Annotated in this window: 13 protein-coding genes; 6 read left to right on the forward strand and 7 right to left on the reverse strand. The window is 66.6% G+C overall.

What is annotated here, in order from left to right:
• Positions 1-183: 183 nt before the first annotated feature.
• The 5 genes from gatB to gatC form a co-directional block, all read right to left on the reverse strand.
• Positions 184-1,644, reverse strand: a complete 1,461-nt coding sequence (gatB, locus tag AC1DQR_RS27745; RefSeq protein ID WP_477134159.1) for an Asp-tRNA(Asn)/Glu-tRNA(Gln) amidotransferase subunit GatB — start codon at positions 1,642-1,644, stop codon at positions 184-186.
• An 86-nt stretch (positions 1,645-1,730) separates the two neighbouring features.
• Entirely contained in the window at positions 1,731-2,702 is a 972-nt protein-coding gene (locus AC1DQR_RS27750; protein WP_477134160.1) for a dienelactone hydrolase family protein, read from the reverse strand.
• A complete protein-coding gene (locus tag AC1DQR_RS27755) occupies positions 2,699-3,166 on the reverse strand; it encodes a hypothetical protein (RefSeq protein WP_043342791.1) in 468 nt (155 codons plus the stop codon). Before AC1DQR_RS27755 ends, AC1DQR_RS27750 begins: the two co-directional genes overlap by 4 nt.
• A complete protein-coding gene (gatA, locus tag AC1DQR_RS27760; RefSeq protein WP_477134161.1) occupies positions 3,163-4,668 on the reverse strand; it encodes an Asp-tRNA(Asn)/Glu-tRNA(Gln) amidotransferase subunit GatA in 1,506 nt (501 codons plus the stop codon). Before gatA ends, AC1DQR_RS27755 begins: the two co-directional genes overlap by 4 nt.
• 95 nt (positions 4,669-4,763) lie before the next feature.
• Positions 4,764-5,063 (reverse strand): Asp-tRNA(Asn)/Glu-tRNA(Gln) amidotransferase subunit GatC, encoded by a 300-nt coding sequence (gene gatC, locus AC1DQR_RS27765; RefSeq protein WP_006156463.1) that lies wholly within the window; start codon positions 5,061-5,063, stop codon positions 4,764-4,766.
• 638 nt (positions 5,064-5,701) lie between these two features.
• Between gatC and AC1DQR_RS27770 the strand changes: the two genes are divergently transcribed.
• From AC1DQR_RS27770 to AC1DQR_RS27795, 6 genes are all read left to right on the forward strand, one after another.
• Positions 5,702-6,745, forward strand: a complete 1,044-nt coding sequence (locus AC1DQR_RS27770; RefSeq protein WP_035859663.1) for a rod shape-determining protein — start codon at positions 5,702-5,704, stop codon at positions 6,743-6,745.
• Between the two features lie 202 nt (positions 6,746-6,947).
• A complete protein-coding gene (mreC, locus tag AC1DQR_RS27775; RefSeq protein WP_416050163.1) occupies positions 6,948-8,000 on the forward strand; it encodes a rod shape-determining protein MreC in 1,053 nt (350 codons plus the stop codon).
• Complete coding sequence (mreD, locus tag AC1DQR_RS27780) at positions 7,997-8,509, forward strand: rod shape-determining protein MreD (RefSeq protein ID WP_150992634.1); 513 nt, start codon at positions 7,997-7,999, stop codon at positions 8,507-8,509. Before mreC ends, mreD begins: the two co-directional genes overlap by 4 nt.
• A 73-nt stretch (positions 8,510-8,582) precedes the next feature.
• Entirely contained in the window at positions 8,583-10,901 is a 2,319-nt protein-coding gene (mrdA, locus tag AC1DQR_RS27785) for a penicillin-binding protein 2 (RefSeq protein ID WP_477134162.1), read from the forward strand.
• Positions 10,902-10,913: 12 nt separating this feature from the next.
• Positions 10,914-12,056 carry a rod shape-determining protein RodA gene (gene rodA / locus AC1DQR_RS27790; RefSeq protein WP_150993635.1) on the forward strand — a complete coding sequence of 381 codons (1,143 nt, stop codon included), beginning with the start codon at positions 10,914-10,916 and terminating at the stop codon, positions 12,054-12,056.
• 82 nt (positions 12,057-12,138) lie between these two features.
• Positions 12,139-12,906, forward strand: coding sequence for a ParA family protein (locus tag AC1DQR_RS27795; RefSeq protein WP_150993633.1), 768 nt, complete (start codon positions 12,139-12,141; stop codon positions 12,904-12,906).
• Between the two features lie 170 nt (positions 12,907-13,076).
• Here the strand turns inward: AC1DQR_RS27795 and AC1DQR_RS27800 are convergent, their stop codons facing one another.
• Together AC1DQR_RS27800 and AC1DQR_RS27805 are read right to left on the reverse strand one after the other, a co-directional pair.
• Positions 13,077-14,015, reverse strand: coding sequence for an alpha-E domain-containing protein (locus tag AC1DQR_RS27800; RefSeq protein WP_416050161.1), 939 nt, complete (start codon positions 14,013-14,015; stop codon positions 13,077-13,079).
• Positions 14,016-14,093: 78 nt separating this feature from the next.
• The gene (locus AC1DQR_RS27805) at positions 14,094-15,020 is read right to left on the reverse strand and encodes a transglutaminase family protein (RefSeq protein ID WP_477134185.1); all 927 of its coding nucleotides are present in this window, start codon (positions 15,018-15,020) and stop codon (positions 14,094-14,096) included.
• Between the last annotated feature and the right edge of the window lie 18 nt (positions 15,021-15,038).

Genomic DNA, 15,038 nt, shown 5'->3' on the forward strand with positions numbered 1-15,038 from the left:
CGCCCACCGATAGCCCCTGGTCTTTCACCATCCGTACTACTTCCAGCTTGAAGCTGGCATCAAATTGTCGGCGTTGTCTTGTCATCTGTTTCCTCGTCGATATGGATTGTCACCCTATCGACCTGTCCGAGGAAATTAGACCACTGCAATAGCCCCCCCAAAAGCTCCTACACCCCCTGCACGCTACGCCCCCAACTTCCTCTTCAACAACTCATTCACCTGAGCAGGATTCCCCTTACCCTTGGTGGCCTTCATGGCCTGGCCGACCAGCGCGTTGAACGCCTTCTCTTTGCCAGCGCGGAACTCTTCCACCGACTTTGCATTGGCAGCCAGCACGTCGTCGATGATCTTTTCCAGCTCGCCCGAGTCGGACATCTGCTTGAGGCCCTTGGCCGCGATGATGGCGTCGGCGTCGGCGCCTTCCTCGCCCGCCCACATGGCCGGGAAGACATCCTTCTTGGCCGTGTTGTTGGACACCGTGCCGTCGGCAATGCGCACCAGCAGCTTGGCCAGCTGCGCCGGCTTGACCGGGGCGGCTTCCAGCGCGATGCCTTCGCGGTTGAGCAGCGACGACACGTCGCCCATCAGCCAGTTGGCAGCCGGCTTGGCATTGGCCGCGCCAGCTTCAGCGACCACCGCCTCGAAATAGTTCGCGAGCGACTTGGAGGCGGTCAGCACGCTGGCGTCGTAGGCGGACAGGCCGTATTGCGACACCAGGCGCGCTTGCATGGCCACCGGCAGCTCCGGCAACTCGGACTTCACGCGCTCGATCCAGGCGGCGTCGATTTCCAGCGGCAGCAGGTCGGGGTCGGGGAAGTAGCGGTAGTCGTGCGCGTCTTCCTTGGTGCGCATGGCGCGCGTCTCGCCGGTGTCCGGGTCGAACAGCACGGTGGCCTGCTGGATTTCGCGGCCGTCCTCGATCTCGGCGATCTGCCACTGGACTTCGTAGTCGATGGCCTGCTGCAGGAAGCGGAACGAGTTCAGGTTCTTGATCTCGCGGCGCGTACCCAGCTTGGGGCTGCCGTAGGGGCGCACCGACACGTTGGCGTCGCAGCGGAAGCTGCCTTCCTGCATGTTGCCGTCGCAGATGCCCAGCCACATCACCAGCGCGTGCAGGGCTTTGGCGTAGGCCACGGCCTCGGCCGAGCTGCGCATGTCGGGCTCGGTGACGATCTCCAGCAGCGGCGTGCCGGCGCGATTCAGGTCGATGCCGGTCATGCCGGCGAAATCTTCGTGCAGCGACTTGCCTGCGTCTTCCTCGAGGTGGGCGCGCGTGAGCTGCACGGTCTTCTCGTAGGTTTCGCCCTTCTTGCCTTCGACCTGGATGCTGATGCTGCCGCCCTGCACCACCGGCAGCTCGTACTGGCTGATCTGGTAGCCCTTGGGCAGGTCGGGGTAGAAGTAATTCTTGCGCGCGAAGATGCTGCGCGGCGCGATGGTGGCGCCGATCGCCAGGCCGAACTGGATGGCGCGCTCGACCGCGCCGCGGTTAAGCACCGGCAACACGCCGGGCAGCGCCAGATCAACCGGCGAGGCTTGCGTGTTCGGCGCCGCGCCGAAGGCGGTGGAGGTACCGGAAAAAATCTTGGAGGCCGTCGACAACTGCGTGTGCGTCTCGAGGCCGATCACCACTTCCCATTGCATGGCGGTATTCCTGTTCGTGTGCTGTATGTGTTGCTACTTGTTTGCTACGTGTGCCTACGTGTGGCTATGTACTGCTACGTCTTCTGTCACGGATTCGGGCTGGCCAGCCATGAATCCAGTTGCGCCAGCGCCGCATCGCGCGAGATCGGGTCGCCGCCCACGGTCACGCCCTGGCCGTGACGCGAGCCGTTAGGCACATCGCGCCGCACCCGCAGCGGCTCGGTGCCGTCAAAGCCGTGATACGCGCCGGGGTAGATCTCCAGGCGAAAACGCGCATCCGGCTGGCGCGCCGCGACCGCCTCGCGCAGCATGGCGCAGCGGGTGGCGGGGGTCCAGTCGTCGGCGCCGCCGGTCAGCAGCAGCAGGGGCGTGCGCAGGCGGTACTCATGCCGCTGCACCGCGCTCTTGCAGCCCGGGTAAAAAGCCACGGCGCGCTCGATCGCCGGTGCGCCCGCCGGCCAGTCGCGGCTGGCGTCGATGGCGCTAAGCACCGCCTGCGCGCCGTTGGACCAGCCCAGCAGCACGATATGCGCAGTGTCCACGCCGGGCTGCCGCGCGAGCCACTGCAGCGCCGCCAGCACATCGCCGCGCCGCGTGGCGTCGTCGATGTCGCGGCTGTCCAGGCGTTCGGTACAGATGCCGTCCGGTTTGCCGCGCGGGCCAAAACTGTCGGGCAGCAGCACCGCGTAGCCGCGCGCGGTCAGCCACTGCACGTACTCGCGGTAACGGCTCTGGAGCGCCGCCGCATCCGCGCCGCCACTGCGGTGCAAGCCCCCGCAGCCGTGCAGCGCAATCACCACGCGTACGGCCGGGACCGGGGCCGCGGCGCTGCGCTGCGGCGCGAACCAGTAGCCGCTGAGCGGCTGGCCGCCGTCAGCGCCCGGGAAACGCACCGTCTGCGCCGCCGGCATGGCGCGCTCGCCGGCCGCTGGAACCACGGCCTGCACCAGCACGGCGTGGCTTGCCAGCAGCAAGGCGCACGCGCTCAGGCTGAAGGCCTTCAGGCGAGCGGCGATGCAACCGTGGGCGGTTCGGGACATGGCGTTGGGCGGGTTCATCGGGTCTGCGCGCAGCCACCGCCGCCAGGCTCGAACATCACCGGCCAGGCTTCTTCGTAGATGCCCGGGGAGCAACGTGCCTCGCAATTGGCGTGCGCGAGCGTGACCCGGCGCGGATCCTGCCAGATCATCAGCTTGCAGGCGCTGCCGTCATTGGCGCGCAGCTCGATATGCGGCTTCTTCTGGGTCTGGCGGAATTCGGCCAGGTTGAAGCTGCACGAGCCGCGCTTGCCCACCCACAGCTTCCATGACAACTGCTGCACGGTGTTGTCCGCCACGCGCACCTGCGCATCCTCGCGAAAGCCGTCTTCCTCGGTGCGGCGGCAATCGCCGGCGAGGTCGATGTCGCGGCTGGCAATGGGCGGGGGCTTGCCGCCAAAGCGCGGCAGCGGGATGCAGGCCGCCAATGCAGCGGCCAGCCCGATGCCGAGCACGATGCGGGACAGCCAGCGCGCTGCGATCATGGCTGCGCGGGCCGGCGCAGGTGCCAGTCCGTTGCCTGCTGGAAGGCGTGCGCCGTTTGCAGCAGCTCGGCCTCGCCAAAGTAGTTGCCAATCAGCTGCAGGCCAACCGGCATGCCGCCCTCGCCCAGCCCGCAGGGCACGCTCATGCCGGGCAGGCCGGCCAGGCTGGTCGACAGCGTGAAGATGTCGGCCAGGTACATCTGCACCGGGTCCGCGCTCTTCTCGCCGAGCTTCCACGCCACCGTGGGCGCCACCGGGCCCATGATCACGTCGCACTGGGTGAAGGCGCGCTGGAAATCGTCAGCGATGATGCGACGGATCTTTTGTGCCTGCAGGTAATAGGCGTCGTAGTAGCCGTGCGACAGCACATAGGCGCCCACCATGATGCGGCGCTTGACCTCGGGGCCGAAGCCTTCGGCGCGGGTCTTCTTGTACATGTCCATCAGGTCGCGGTACTCGGCGGCGCGATGGCCAAAGCGCACGCCGTCAAAGCGCGACAGGTTGGACGATGCCTCGGCCGGCGCGATCACGTAGTACACGGGGATCGACAGCTCGGTCTTGGGCAGCGACACCTCGACCAGCGTGGCGCCCAGCTTTTCGTACTCGGCAAGCGCCGCGCGCACGGCTTGCTCCACGTCCGCTGCCAGGCCCTTGCCGAAATACTCCTTGGGCAGGCCGATGCGCAGCCCTGACAACGGCTTGCCGGCACTGGCGCCGGCCCGCGCCTGGCCCAGCAGGCGGGTGTAGTCCTCGTCGACGCCGCCCAGGGCGGGCGCAACGCTGGTGGAGTCGCGCTCGTCGAAGCCGGCCATGCCGCCCAGCAGCATGGCGCAATCCTCGGCGGTATGCGCCATCGGGCCGCCCTGGTCGAGCGAGGAGGCGAAGGCGATCATGCCGTAGCGCGACACGCGGCCATAGGTAGGCTTGATGCCGGTGATGCCGGAGAACGAGGCCGGCTGGCGGATCGAGCCCCCGGTGTCGGTGCCGGTGGCGGCAGGCGCCAGGCCGGCGGCCACGGCGGCGGCGGAGCCGCCCGAGGAGCCACCCGGCACGCGGCTGGCGTCCCAGGGGTTCCTGACCGGGCCGAAGTGCGAGTTCTCGTTGGACGAGCCCATCGCGAACTCGTCCATATTGGTCTTGCCCAGCGTGACCATGCCGGCGGCGGCGAGGCGCTCGACCACGGCCGCGTCGAACGGGCTTTCGTAGTTGGCCAGCATGCGCGAGCCCGCCGTGGCGCGCCAGCCACGGGTGACGAACACATCCTTGTGGGCGATCGGCACGCCGGTCAGCGGGCCGGCTTCGCCGCGCGCGCGGCGCGCGTCGGCGGCGCGGGCCTGCGCCAGGGTGAGTTCGGGGTTGACGTCGACAAAGGCGTTGAGCGCGCCGGCCTGCTCGATACGGGCCAGGTAATCGCGCGCCAGTTCTTCGGCGGAGACGGAGCGGGCCGCCAGCGCGTCGGAAAGCTCGCGCAGGGAGGTCACGGAAGTTGCGGAAAAGGGCATGTCGGTCGGTTTGGCTTGGCAGGTGATGGCTGCCGGCGCAGCCTGGAGGCGGCGCGGCGCAGCCGCTGGGTCGAGGGCCGGGGTGCGTCTGACCTTTATTCGATGACCTTGGGCACCAGGTAGAGGCCGCCTTCGGTGGCCGGGGCGGGACGCTGGTAGTCCTCGCGGCGGCTGGGCTCGGTGACCACGTCGTCGCGCAGCCGCTGCGACATCTCGCGCACCGCGGACAGCGGGTGGGCCAGCGGCACGATGCCGGTGGTGTCGACCGCCTGCATCTGTTCGACCAGGGAGAAGAATTGATTGAGCTGCACAAGCGTCTGCCCAGCCTCGTCATCGTTGATTTCGATGCGGGCAAGGTGGGCGATGCGCTTGACGTCGGATAGGTCGAGAGCCATGGCTTGGGGTCGGTGCGAAAGGCGATGCGGGCGCGGCCGGGGCGGGCCGGGCAAGTGCTGCCGGGAGCGCCCGGGAATCGTCAAAGTTACAGGTTTTTTCGAGGAAGAAGCCCCCGAAACAGGGGGAATTATAAGGTATCATTGCGCGTTGCCATCCTTTGGCCGCGCCTTCGTCACATTGGCGCAAAACCGCCTCCTCCGGAGCTTTTTGGGACACGCCGGCGGGACGCCCGGCGGCGTACTCCGGCACCCGGGCCAGCCAGCACTGGCCATGTGGCCCGACCGCCCCCGCCGGTGCGGGGTTGAAGGCACCCAAGGGATGACAGACAGGTTCCTCCGATTAGGCCGCCCCCGCCAGCAATTAATTTGTAATTGCAGCGCCGTTCCACCGAACTTTCGCGCGTGGTCTAATCAAAGGTTCCCGTAGAGGCTGCTTTCGCCACCTGGCAAAGCGGCCTTGGTTGGCGGCCCTGGCCCTGGCAGTTCGCAGCGTATGACAACGCGGACTGGCAACGGCGCCGGCCCCACCGGACGATCGGGGGCCTTAATACTACCCGTCGCTATGAATATCGTGGCTGGCCCCGCAGCGGCGCCGGCCACTTCGCATACTCGCGAACCACCAGAAAACAGGATTCCTGATGTTCGGATTTCTCCGCAGCTACTTCTCCAACGATCTCGCGATCGACCTCGGCACCGCCAACACCCTGATCTATATGCGTGACAAGGGCATCGTCCTTGACGAGCCGTCCGTGGTCGCCATCCGCCAGGAAGGCGGACCCAACGCCAAGAAGACGATCCAGGCGGTGGGCAAGGAAGCCAAGCAGATGTTGGGCAAGGTACCGGGCAACATCGAAGCGATCCGCCCGATGAAAGACGGCGTGATCGCCGACTTCACGGTCACCGAGCAGATGCTCAAGCAGTTCATCAAGATGGTGCATGACACCAAGCTGCTGCGTCCCTCGCCGCGCATCATCATCTGCGTGCCCTGCGGCTCGACCCAGGTCGAGCGCCGCGCCATCCGCGAATCGGCGCTGGGCGCCGGCGCCAGCCAGGTGTACCTGATCGAGGAGCCGATGTCGGCCGCGATCGGCGCCGGCCTGCCCGTGTCGGAGCCGTCGGGCTCGATGGTGGTGGATATCGGCGGCGGCACCACCGAGGTGGGCATCATCTCGCTGGGCGGCATGGTCTACAAGGGTTCGGTGCGCGTGGGTGGCGACAAGTTCGACGAAGCCATCGTCAACTACATCCGCCGCAACTACGGCATGCTGATCGGCGAGCAGACCGCCGAAGCCATCAAGAAGGCCATCGGTTCGGCGTTCCCTGGCTCCGAAGTCCGCGAAATGGAAGTCAAGGGCCGTAACCTGTCCGAAGGCATCCCGCGTGCCTTCACGGTGTCGTCCAACGAAATCCTGGAAGCCCTGACCGATCCGCTCAACCAGATCGTGTCGGCCGTCAAGATCGCGCTGGAACAAACCCCGCCGGAACTCGGCGCCGACATCGCCGAGCGCGGCATGATGCTGACCGGCGGCGGCGCGCTGCTGCGCGACCTGGATCGCCTGCTGGCCGAGGAAACCGGCCTGCCGGTGCTGGTCGCCGAAGACCCGCTGACCTGCGTGGTGCGCGGCTCCGGCATGGCGCTCGAGCGCATGGACAAGCTCGGCAGCATCTTCTCTTACGAATAAAGCGTAAGCAGAGGATTCGCACGTGGCGCGACGCGGCCTGCCGGACTACCTGGTCGGGGCAGCGCCTTGCCGCGCTACCCTCCCGACCCGGCCAGCCCCCGTGCACCACACCGCGCCGCGACGCCCCAGCCACTCCGGCTGGCGTGCCGCGGCGCGGTCGTGCCTGCGGCACCGGGGGACCTTTCTGCCAGCGCACGGGTAAATGGATTACACTCCGCCGCCGCTCTTCAAGCAGGGCACTTCCGCCGTTGCGCGCCTCGTCTTCTATGTGACGATCGCGCTGGCGCTGCTCATCGTAGATGCGCGCTTTGACGCCCTGCGCGTGGTGCGCCAGGTTGCCGCCACCGTGCTGATGCCGGTGGAGCGCACGGTGCTGGTGCCGCGCGACGCGCTGCGCGCCACCTTCGACTACGCCCAGTCATCCGCCACCCTCGCCAGCGAGAACCGCGACCTCAAGCGCCGCATGGTGACCGAGGCCGAGGGTTCGGTGCGCCAGTCCCAGCTCGAGGCCGAGAACAACCAGCTGCGCAAGCTGCTTGGCCTGGTGCAGCAGTCGGCCACGCCGGTGACGGCGGCCGAGATCCTGTACGACGCCCGCGACCCCTATAGCCAGCGCATCGTGATCGACCGCGGCAGCCAGCATGGCCTGCGCGCGGGCTACCCCGTGATCGACGAACGCGGGGTGATCGGCCAGATCACGCGGGTTTCGCCGTTCCAGTCGGAAGTCACGCTGCTGACCGACAAGGAGCAGGCCATTCCCGTGCAGGTAGTGCGCAACGGCTTGCGCAGCGTGGCCTTTGGCGGTGCCCGCGCCGGCCTGCTCGACCTGCGCTTCATGGCCGCCTCGGCCGACCTGCAGCAGGGCGACCTGCTGGTGACCTCCGGCCTGGACGGCACCTACCCGCCCGGCCTGCCGGTGGCCAAGATCGTCCAGATCGAGCGCAAGGCCGATACCGCCTTCTCGCGCGTGTACTGCGAACCGGTGGCCGGCGTGCGTTCGCACCGCCAGTTGCTGGTGATCCGCTACGAAGCGCAGTTACCGCCGCGCGAGTCCATCGACGGCCCACGCGACGCCAAGGAAGCGCGAAGCGTGAGGGCGAACCGCCCGGGCGTGCGGGATGCCGAACGCTCAGGAGAGCGGCCGGCCGAAAAGCCCGCTGAAAAGCCCGCCGCAAAGCCTGCTGACAAGCCGGCGGAAAAGCCGGCGGAGAAGCCCGCCGACAAGCCCGCCCCGGCCAAGGAGCCCAAGCGTTGACCAATCCCCAATACCTGCTGCGCCCGGTCAACCCCGCGTTTATCGCGCTGAGTTTCGTGCTGGCCTTCCTGTTCAACCTGATGCCCTGGGGGACCACGCTGTGGGTGCCCGACATGGTGGCGCTGGTGCTGGTGTTCTGGAACATCCACCAGCCGCGCAAGGTCGGCATGGGTGTGGCCTTCGCGCTCGGCCTGCTGATGGACGTGCATGACGCGCGCCTGCTGGGCGAGCACGCCATGGCCTACTCGCTGCTGGCGTACTTCGCCATCACCATCCATCGCCGCGTGCTGTGGTTCACGGTCTATACCCAGGCGCTGCACGTGCTGCCGCTCCTGTTCATCGCCCACGCTGTGCCGGTGCTGATCCGCCTGGCCATGGGCGCGCCGCTGCCCGGCTGGCAATTGCTGCTGGCGCCGGGCATCGAAGCGCTGCTATGGCCGCTGGCCACCGGCATGCTGCTGGCGCCGCAGCGCCGCAGTGCCGACGTGGACGAAACCCGGCCAATCTGACGCTTTACCCCAACCGAAGTCCCGCCGCGCCCCCTTGGGGGGACGCGGCAAACCGCAAGGCTGACGCAGTACCATGACCGAAATACGCAATGTCGAACAGGAGCTCGGCCGCTTCCGCATCCGCGTAGCGGCGGCGGGCCTGTTTGCCGTGATCTGCTTCGGCCTGCTGTTCAGCCGTTTCCTGTGGCTGCAGTGGTACAAGCATGACCAGTACTCGGCCAAGGCCGAGGATAACCGCATCTCGGTGGCGCCGATCGAGCCCAACCGCGGCATCATCATGGACCGCAACGGCGTGGTGCTGGCGCGCAACTATTCCGCCTACACGCTGGAAATCACCCCGTCCAAGCTGTCCGACACGCTCGACAACACCATCGAGGAACTGGCCCARCTGATCGACATCCAGCCGCGCGACCGCCGCCGCTTCAAGCGCCTGATGGAGGAGTCACGCAGCTTCGAAAGCCTGCCGATCCGCAGCCAGCTCACCGACGAGGAAGTGGCGCGCTTCTCCGCCCAGCGCTTCCGCTTTCCCGGCGTGGACGTGCGTGCCCGGCTGTTCCGCCAGTACCCGATGGGCGAGTCCGCCTCGCACGTGATCGGCTACCTGGGCCGCATCTCGCAGCGCGACCAGGAACGCATCGAGGCCATGGATGAGGCCAACAGCGCAGAAGGCGCCAAATACGATCCGCGCAAGGACGCCGACAACTACAAGGGCTCCAACTACATCGGCAAGATCGGCATCGAGCAAAGCTACGAGACCGAGCTGCACGGCCTGACCGGGTTCGAGGAAGTGGAAGTGAGCGCGGGCGGACGCCCCATCCGCACGCTGTCCACCTCCCCTGCCACGCCCGGCAACAACCTGATCCTGTCGCTCGATATCCGCCTGCAACAACTGGCCGAGGCGCTGTTTGGCGACAAGCGCGGCGCGCTGGTGGCGATCGAGCCGGCCACGGGCGACATCCTGGCCTTTGTCTCCAAGCCGACCTACGACCCCAACTTGTTCGTCGAAGGCATCGACACCAATACCTGGAACGAGCTCAACGGCTCGCCCGACAAGCCGCTCCTGAACCGCCCGCTGCGCGGCACCTACCCGCCCGGCTCCACCTACAAGCCGTTCATGGCGCTGGCGGCACTCACCACCGGCAAGCGCACCGCGGCCTGGGGCTTCCACGATCCGGGCTCGTTCACGCTGGGCAACCACACCTTCCGCGACGACAAGCCAGGCGGCCACGGCTGGGTGGACATGAACGCCTCCATCGTGCAGTCGTGCGACACCTATTACTACATGCTGGCGCGCGACATGGGCGTCAACGGCATCCACGACTTCATGAAGCCGCTGGGCTTCGGCCAGATTACCGGCATCGACATCGAAGGCGAGAGCCGCGGCATCCTGCCCTCCACCGACTGGAAGCGCCGCGCCTACCGCAAGCCCGAGCAGCAGAAATGGTATGACGGCGAGACCATCTCGCTGGGGATCGGCCAGGGCTACAACAGCTTCACCATCCTGCAGCTGGCCAACGCTACCTCCATCCTGGTCAACAACGGCATCGCCATGAAGCCCCACCTGGTCAAAGCGGTGGAGGACTCGGTCAGCCGCGAGCGCGAGCTCACCGTGCCCAAGGAAAGCTACCGCCTGCCGCTCAAGCAGTCGGATATCGACGTGATCAAGCGCGCCATGGTCGGCGTGACGCACTCGGGCACCGCCGCCCGCGCGTTCGCCGGCGCCGCCTATGAGTCCGCCGGCAAGACCGGGACGGCGCAGACCTTCACCATGGGCAAGAACGAGAAGTACAACCACCACGCGCTGGACGAGCGCAAGCGCGACCACGCGCTCTATACCGCATTCGCTCCGGCCGACAACCCGAAGATTGCGCTGGCGATGATCGTGGAAAACGCCGGCTTCGGCGGTGCCGTGGCCGCGCCGATCGCACGCAAGGTGATGGATTACTATTTGACGGGCAAGTGGCCGGAAGAGCTGGCGAACATCGCCCCGCCCGCGTCCGAACGCGCCGGCGGCAAGCCGCCCGTGGATACGCCCAGCGTATTTACCACCGGCCACACCGCCAGCATCGCCAGCGCCACCGTCATGGGCGCGAGCGAAGCCGCCGCCACCAGCGAAGGCGCCAGCGTGTCGGCGGCGCGGGTGGCAGCCCGTGCCGGCGCCCCCGCCGCGGCCGCCTCTGCCGTGGTGGCGCCGGTGATCGACCCCGCCGCCATCCCGCCCGCCTCGGCGGTGCAGACGCTGGACCAGCGCATGGCGCAGGCCCTAGGCCACAGCCGCCCGGCGCCGCCCCCCGCTCCGGCCGCGTCGCCCGTCATGGCGCCCGCCAGTTCGAAACCCCGCGCCAAACCGGCAACCGCGCCCGCCGCGGCCGGCGGCAACGCTTCACGCTGAAGGAGACGCGCCATGGATCGCCGCCGCGTCCTATCGTTCATCAAGACGGCCCTGACCGGCTTTGACAAGCCACTCGCGCTCATCGTCTTCCTGCTGTTCGCCACCGGCATCGTGGCGCTCTACTCCGCCGCCATCGACATGCCCGGCCGGGTCGAGGACCAGTTGCGCAACATCCTGCTGTCCTACCTGGTGATGTGGGTCATCGCTTACCTGCCAACCCAGACGCTGATGCGGGTGGCGGTGCCGCTCTATACGGTCGGCGTGGCCCTGCTGGTGGCGGTGGCCATGTTCGGCCTGATCCGCAAGGGCGCGCGGCGCTGGCTCTATGTCGGCATGGTGATCCAGCCCTCCGAGATCATGAAGATCGCCATGCCGCTGATGCTGGCGTGGTACTTCCAGAAGCGGGAGGGCTCGGTCAGGTGGTTCGACTTTGTGCTGGCGCTGGTGCTGCTCGGCGTGCCCGTGGGCCTGATCGCCAAGCAGCCCGACCTCGGCACCGGCCTGCTGGTGATGGCCGCCGGCCTCTATGTGATCTATTTCGCCGGCCTGTCGTGGAAGATCATCCTGCCGCTGCTTGCCATCGCGGTGGTCGCCATCACCGCGCTGGTCAGCTTCGAGCACGATATCTGCGCCCCCGGCGTGAACTGGCCAATCCTGCACGACTACCAGCAACACCGCATCTGCACGCTGCTGGACCCCACCACCGACCCGCTCGGCAAGGGCTTCCACACCATCCAGTCCATCATTGCCATCGGCTCCGGCGGCGTGTTCGGCAAAGGCTGGCTCAAGGGCACGCAGACGCACCTCGAGTTCATCCCCGAGAAGCACACCGACTTCATCTTCGCCGTGTTCTCCGAAGAGTTCGGACTGATCGGCAACGCCGTGCTGCTGGTGCTCTACCTGCTGCTGATCTTCCGCGGGCTGTACATCGCGGCCAACGCACCGACGCTGTTCTCGCGGCTGCTGGCGGGCTCGATCACGCTGATCTTCTTCACCTATGCCTTTGTGAACATGGGCATGGTGAGCGGCATCCTGCCCGTGGTGGGCGTGCCGTTGCCGCTGTTGAGCTACGGGGGAACGGCGCTGGTGACGCTGGGCATGGGCATCGGGATCCTGATGAGTATCTCGCGGCAAAAGCGGCTGATACAAACATAGCCTGGCGTGCGATTTGGCCGCTGAAATGACACCTTGCTAAGGTATCCTCTCTCCTTTGGAACGTTCACCTCCAAGGGCTCAAATGCGGCGCGTCGTATTTAATCAGAAGGGCGGAGTCGGCAAGTCGACCATCGTCTGCAACCTGGCGGCCATCAGTGCCAGCGAAGGCCTGCGCACCCTGGTCATCGACCTCGATGCGCAAGGCAACTCCAGCCAGTACCTGCTCGGCGCGCACGCCGCCGAGGCCACCCCGACGGTGGCCGACTTCTTCGAGACCGCGCTCACATACAGCTTCAAGCCGCTGGATGTCACCGCGTTCATCCACGCCACGCCGTTCGAAAACCTCGATGTGATGCCCGCCCATCCCGAGCTCGATACGCTGCACGGCAAGCTCGAATCCCGCTACAAGATCTACAAGCTGCGCGACGCGCTGATCGAGCTGGAAGACGCGTACGACGCCATCTACATCGACACCCCGCCCGCGCTGAACTTCTACACCCGCTCCGCGCTGATTGCGGTCCAGCGCTGCCTGATTCCATTCGACTGCGACGACTTCTCCCGCCGCGCGCTCTACACGCTGCTCGACAACGTGAAAGAGATCCAGCACGACCACAACGCGGACCTGGAAGTCGAAGGGATCGTGATCAACCAGTTCCAGCCGCGCGCCACCTTGCCGTTGCAACTGGTGGAGGAACTGGTCGGCGAAGGGCTGCCGGTGTTGAATTCACGGTTGTCGTCGTCCGTGAAGATCCGGGAGTCGCATCAGCATGCGATGCCGATGATTCACCTGGATCCGAGGCATAAGTTGGCGTTGGAGTATTTGGCGTTGCATCGGGAGTTGGTGGGATAGGGATTGCCATGAGGGGTTGGTCGCTGTTTCTTTTTGCGGCGATGGCTCTTGCACCCAAGGGCCGTACGGCAGCCCCCGCAGGGGGATGTCGTACGGTTTTTGGGTCCAAAAGCCATCACCGCTCAAATAAACAGCGAAAGCCCCCCAAAAACCCCTCCCCCCTACACCCCCTACCCCCCCACCCCCTTCATCAAAAAATCCCGACTAACCCCACCCCCAAGCTCATGGATCCTGCGAAGAAAATCGCTAAGCCACCCATGAATCCCGACAGAAAAAATATCCTCGATCCGAGTGAATTTAAGCTCGGCATGCAGTTTCCCCGCCCGCCGCTCCGTCTCCACTGACTGCGCATTGCGCACCTGCGCCAGCAACGAAACCACCTCCCGCAAACTGGCTGCCAGCGACCGCGGCATATCCGGATGCACGATCAGCAACTCGGCCACGCGCTCCGGCGTGACCACCGAGCGATAGACCTTGCGATACATCTCCAGCCCCGACACGGAGCGCAATACCGCGGCCCACTGGTAGAAATCGTCTTGCTGCAGGCCGAGGTCGGTGGCCTGGAACTTGACGTCGAGAATGCGCGCGGTATTGTCGGCGCGCTCCAGGAAGGTGCCCAGCCGCATGAAACAGTAGGCTTCGTCCTTGAGCATGGTGCCGGCTTCCACACCGCGCGTTAAGTGGGAGCGGAACTTGACCCACTCGAAGAACTGCGCCGGATCGTGGCGCAGGATGCCGTCGGCAACCATCTGCTGGACATCGAGCCAGGTGGTGTTGATGGTCTCCCACAGCGGCGTGGTGAGTGCGCCGCGCACGGCGCGGGCGTTTTCGCGGGCGGCGCGCAGGCAGGACATGATCGACGCCGGGTGGCTCAGGTCGCGCACCATGAAATCGATCACTTCCTCGTGCACGACCGCGCCGTGGTGCGCGGCGAATACCGGCGTGAGCTCCGTCACGTCGAGCATCGCCAGCCAGCCTTGCTGTGCCACCTCGGGTGATTGCGGCAGCATCGAAGCCTGGTAGTTGACGTCGAGCATGCGGGCGGTGTTTTCCGCGCGCTCGGTGTAGCGGGCCATCCAGAACAGGTGGTCGGCGGTGCGGCTTAGCATGGTGATTCCCCCTTTTCTCGGCAAACCCAGGCTACTGGCAAGCAATTGGCTTGCCAGCCGCTGACCGCGGCGCGGTGCCTACTCGACCGGCAGCACGCTGACCTCCACTTCCACATCGTGCGCGCCGCCGCCCACGATGACGCCGCGCAGCAGCGAGACATCGCTATAGTCGCGCCCGAACGCCAGCGTGACGTGGCTGGTGTCGGCCAGCACGTCGTTGGTGGGATCGAGGTCGACCCAGCCGGCCAGCGGGCAGTACACCGACAGCCACGCATGCGAGGCGTCGGCACCGATCAGCCTGGGCTGGCCGGGTGGCGGCTCGGTGCACAGGTAGCCGCTGACGTAGCGCGCCGCGAGGCCGAGCGAGCGCAGGCAGCCGATCATGACCTGGGCGAAATCCTGGCACACGCCGCTGCGCAGGCCGAAGGCTTGCAGCGCCGGGGTATCGACCTCGGTGGCGGTGGTCTGGTATTCGAAGTCGGCGTGCACGCGATGCATCAGGTCGATGGCGCCGGCCACCACGGGCACGCCGGGCGCGAAGCTGGCGAGCGCGTAGGCCTTGAGATCGGGATGCAGCGCCACGTTGGGCGAGGCGAAGCAGAACTCGCTTTCCGGCAGGAAGGGCTGCCTCGCGCGAAAGCGCAGCGCGGCGACGGCCGTCTCCCACGGCATGCTGGCGGCGGGGTCGAGCGACGCCCAGCGCGGCGTGACGCTGACTGTGCTCTCGCAGGCGAGCTGCATGTAGTCGTGCGGCACGTCGATGGTGAAGTACAGCACGTTGTTGCCGAAGGCGTYGATGTCCGCATGCTGGTGCGACGGCGGCGGCTCGATCTGCGTGCTGTGCGCGTGCACCGCCTGCCACGGGCAGGTCACCGGAAACACCACGGCGCGCTGCTGGGCGTTCTCCACCGGCGCGGAGTAATCGTAGATGGTTTTGTGATGAATCGTCAGCACGGAGGCCACGCGTTCTGGCGCGGGCTCGGCAACGCCTTGCGCCTGGCTCATCGACGCATTCATGGTTGC

The sequence above is a fragment of the Cupriavidus sp. 05L411 genome (assembly GCF_056398045.1).

Coding starts and splice junctions, on each gene's coding strand:
- gatB (WP_477134159.1), bottom strand. CDS start 1,644: ATGCAATGGGAAGTGGTGATCGGCCTCGAGACGCACACGCAGTTGTCG.
- AC1DQR_RS27750 (WP_477134160.1), bottom strand. CDS start 2,702: ATGAACCCGCCCAACGCCATGTCCCGAACCGCCCACGGTTGCATCGCC.
- AC1DQR_RS27755 (WP_043342791.1), bottom strand. CDS start 3,166: ATGATCGCAGCGCGCTGGCTGTCCCGCATCGTGCTCGGCATCGGGCTG.
- gatA (WP_477134161.1), bottom strand. CDS start 4,668: ATGCCCTTTTCCGCAACTTCCGTGACCTCCCTGCGCGAGCTTTCCGAC.
- gatC (WP_006156463.1), bottom strand. CDS start 5,063: ATGGCTCTCGACCTATCCGACGTCAAGCGCATCGCCCACCTTGCCCGC.
- AC1DQR_RS27770 (WP_035859663.1), top strand. CDS start 5,702: ATGTTCGGATTTCTCCGCAGCTACTTCTCCAACGATCTCGCGATCGAC.
- mreC (WP_416050163.1), top strand. CDS start 6,948: ATGGATTACACTCCGCCGCCGCTCTTCAAGCAGGGCACTTCCGCCGTT.
- rodA (WP_150993635.1), top strand. CDS start 10,914: ATGGATCGCCGCCGCGTCCTATCGTTCATCAAGACGGCCCTGACCGGC.
- AC1DQR_RS27795 (WP_150993633.1), top strand. CDS start 12,139: ATGCGGCGCGTCGTATTTAATCAGAAGGGCGGAGTCGGCAAGTCGACC.
- AC1DQR_RS27800 (WP_416050161.1), bottom strand. CDS start 14,015: ATGCTAAGCCGCACCGCCGACCACCTGTTCTGGATGGCCCGCTACACC.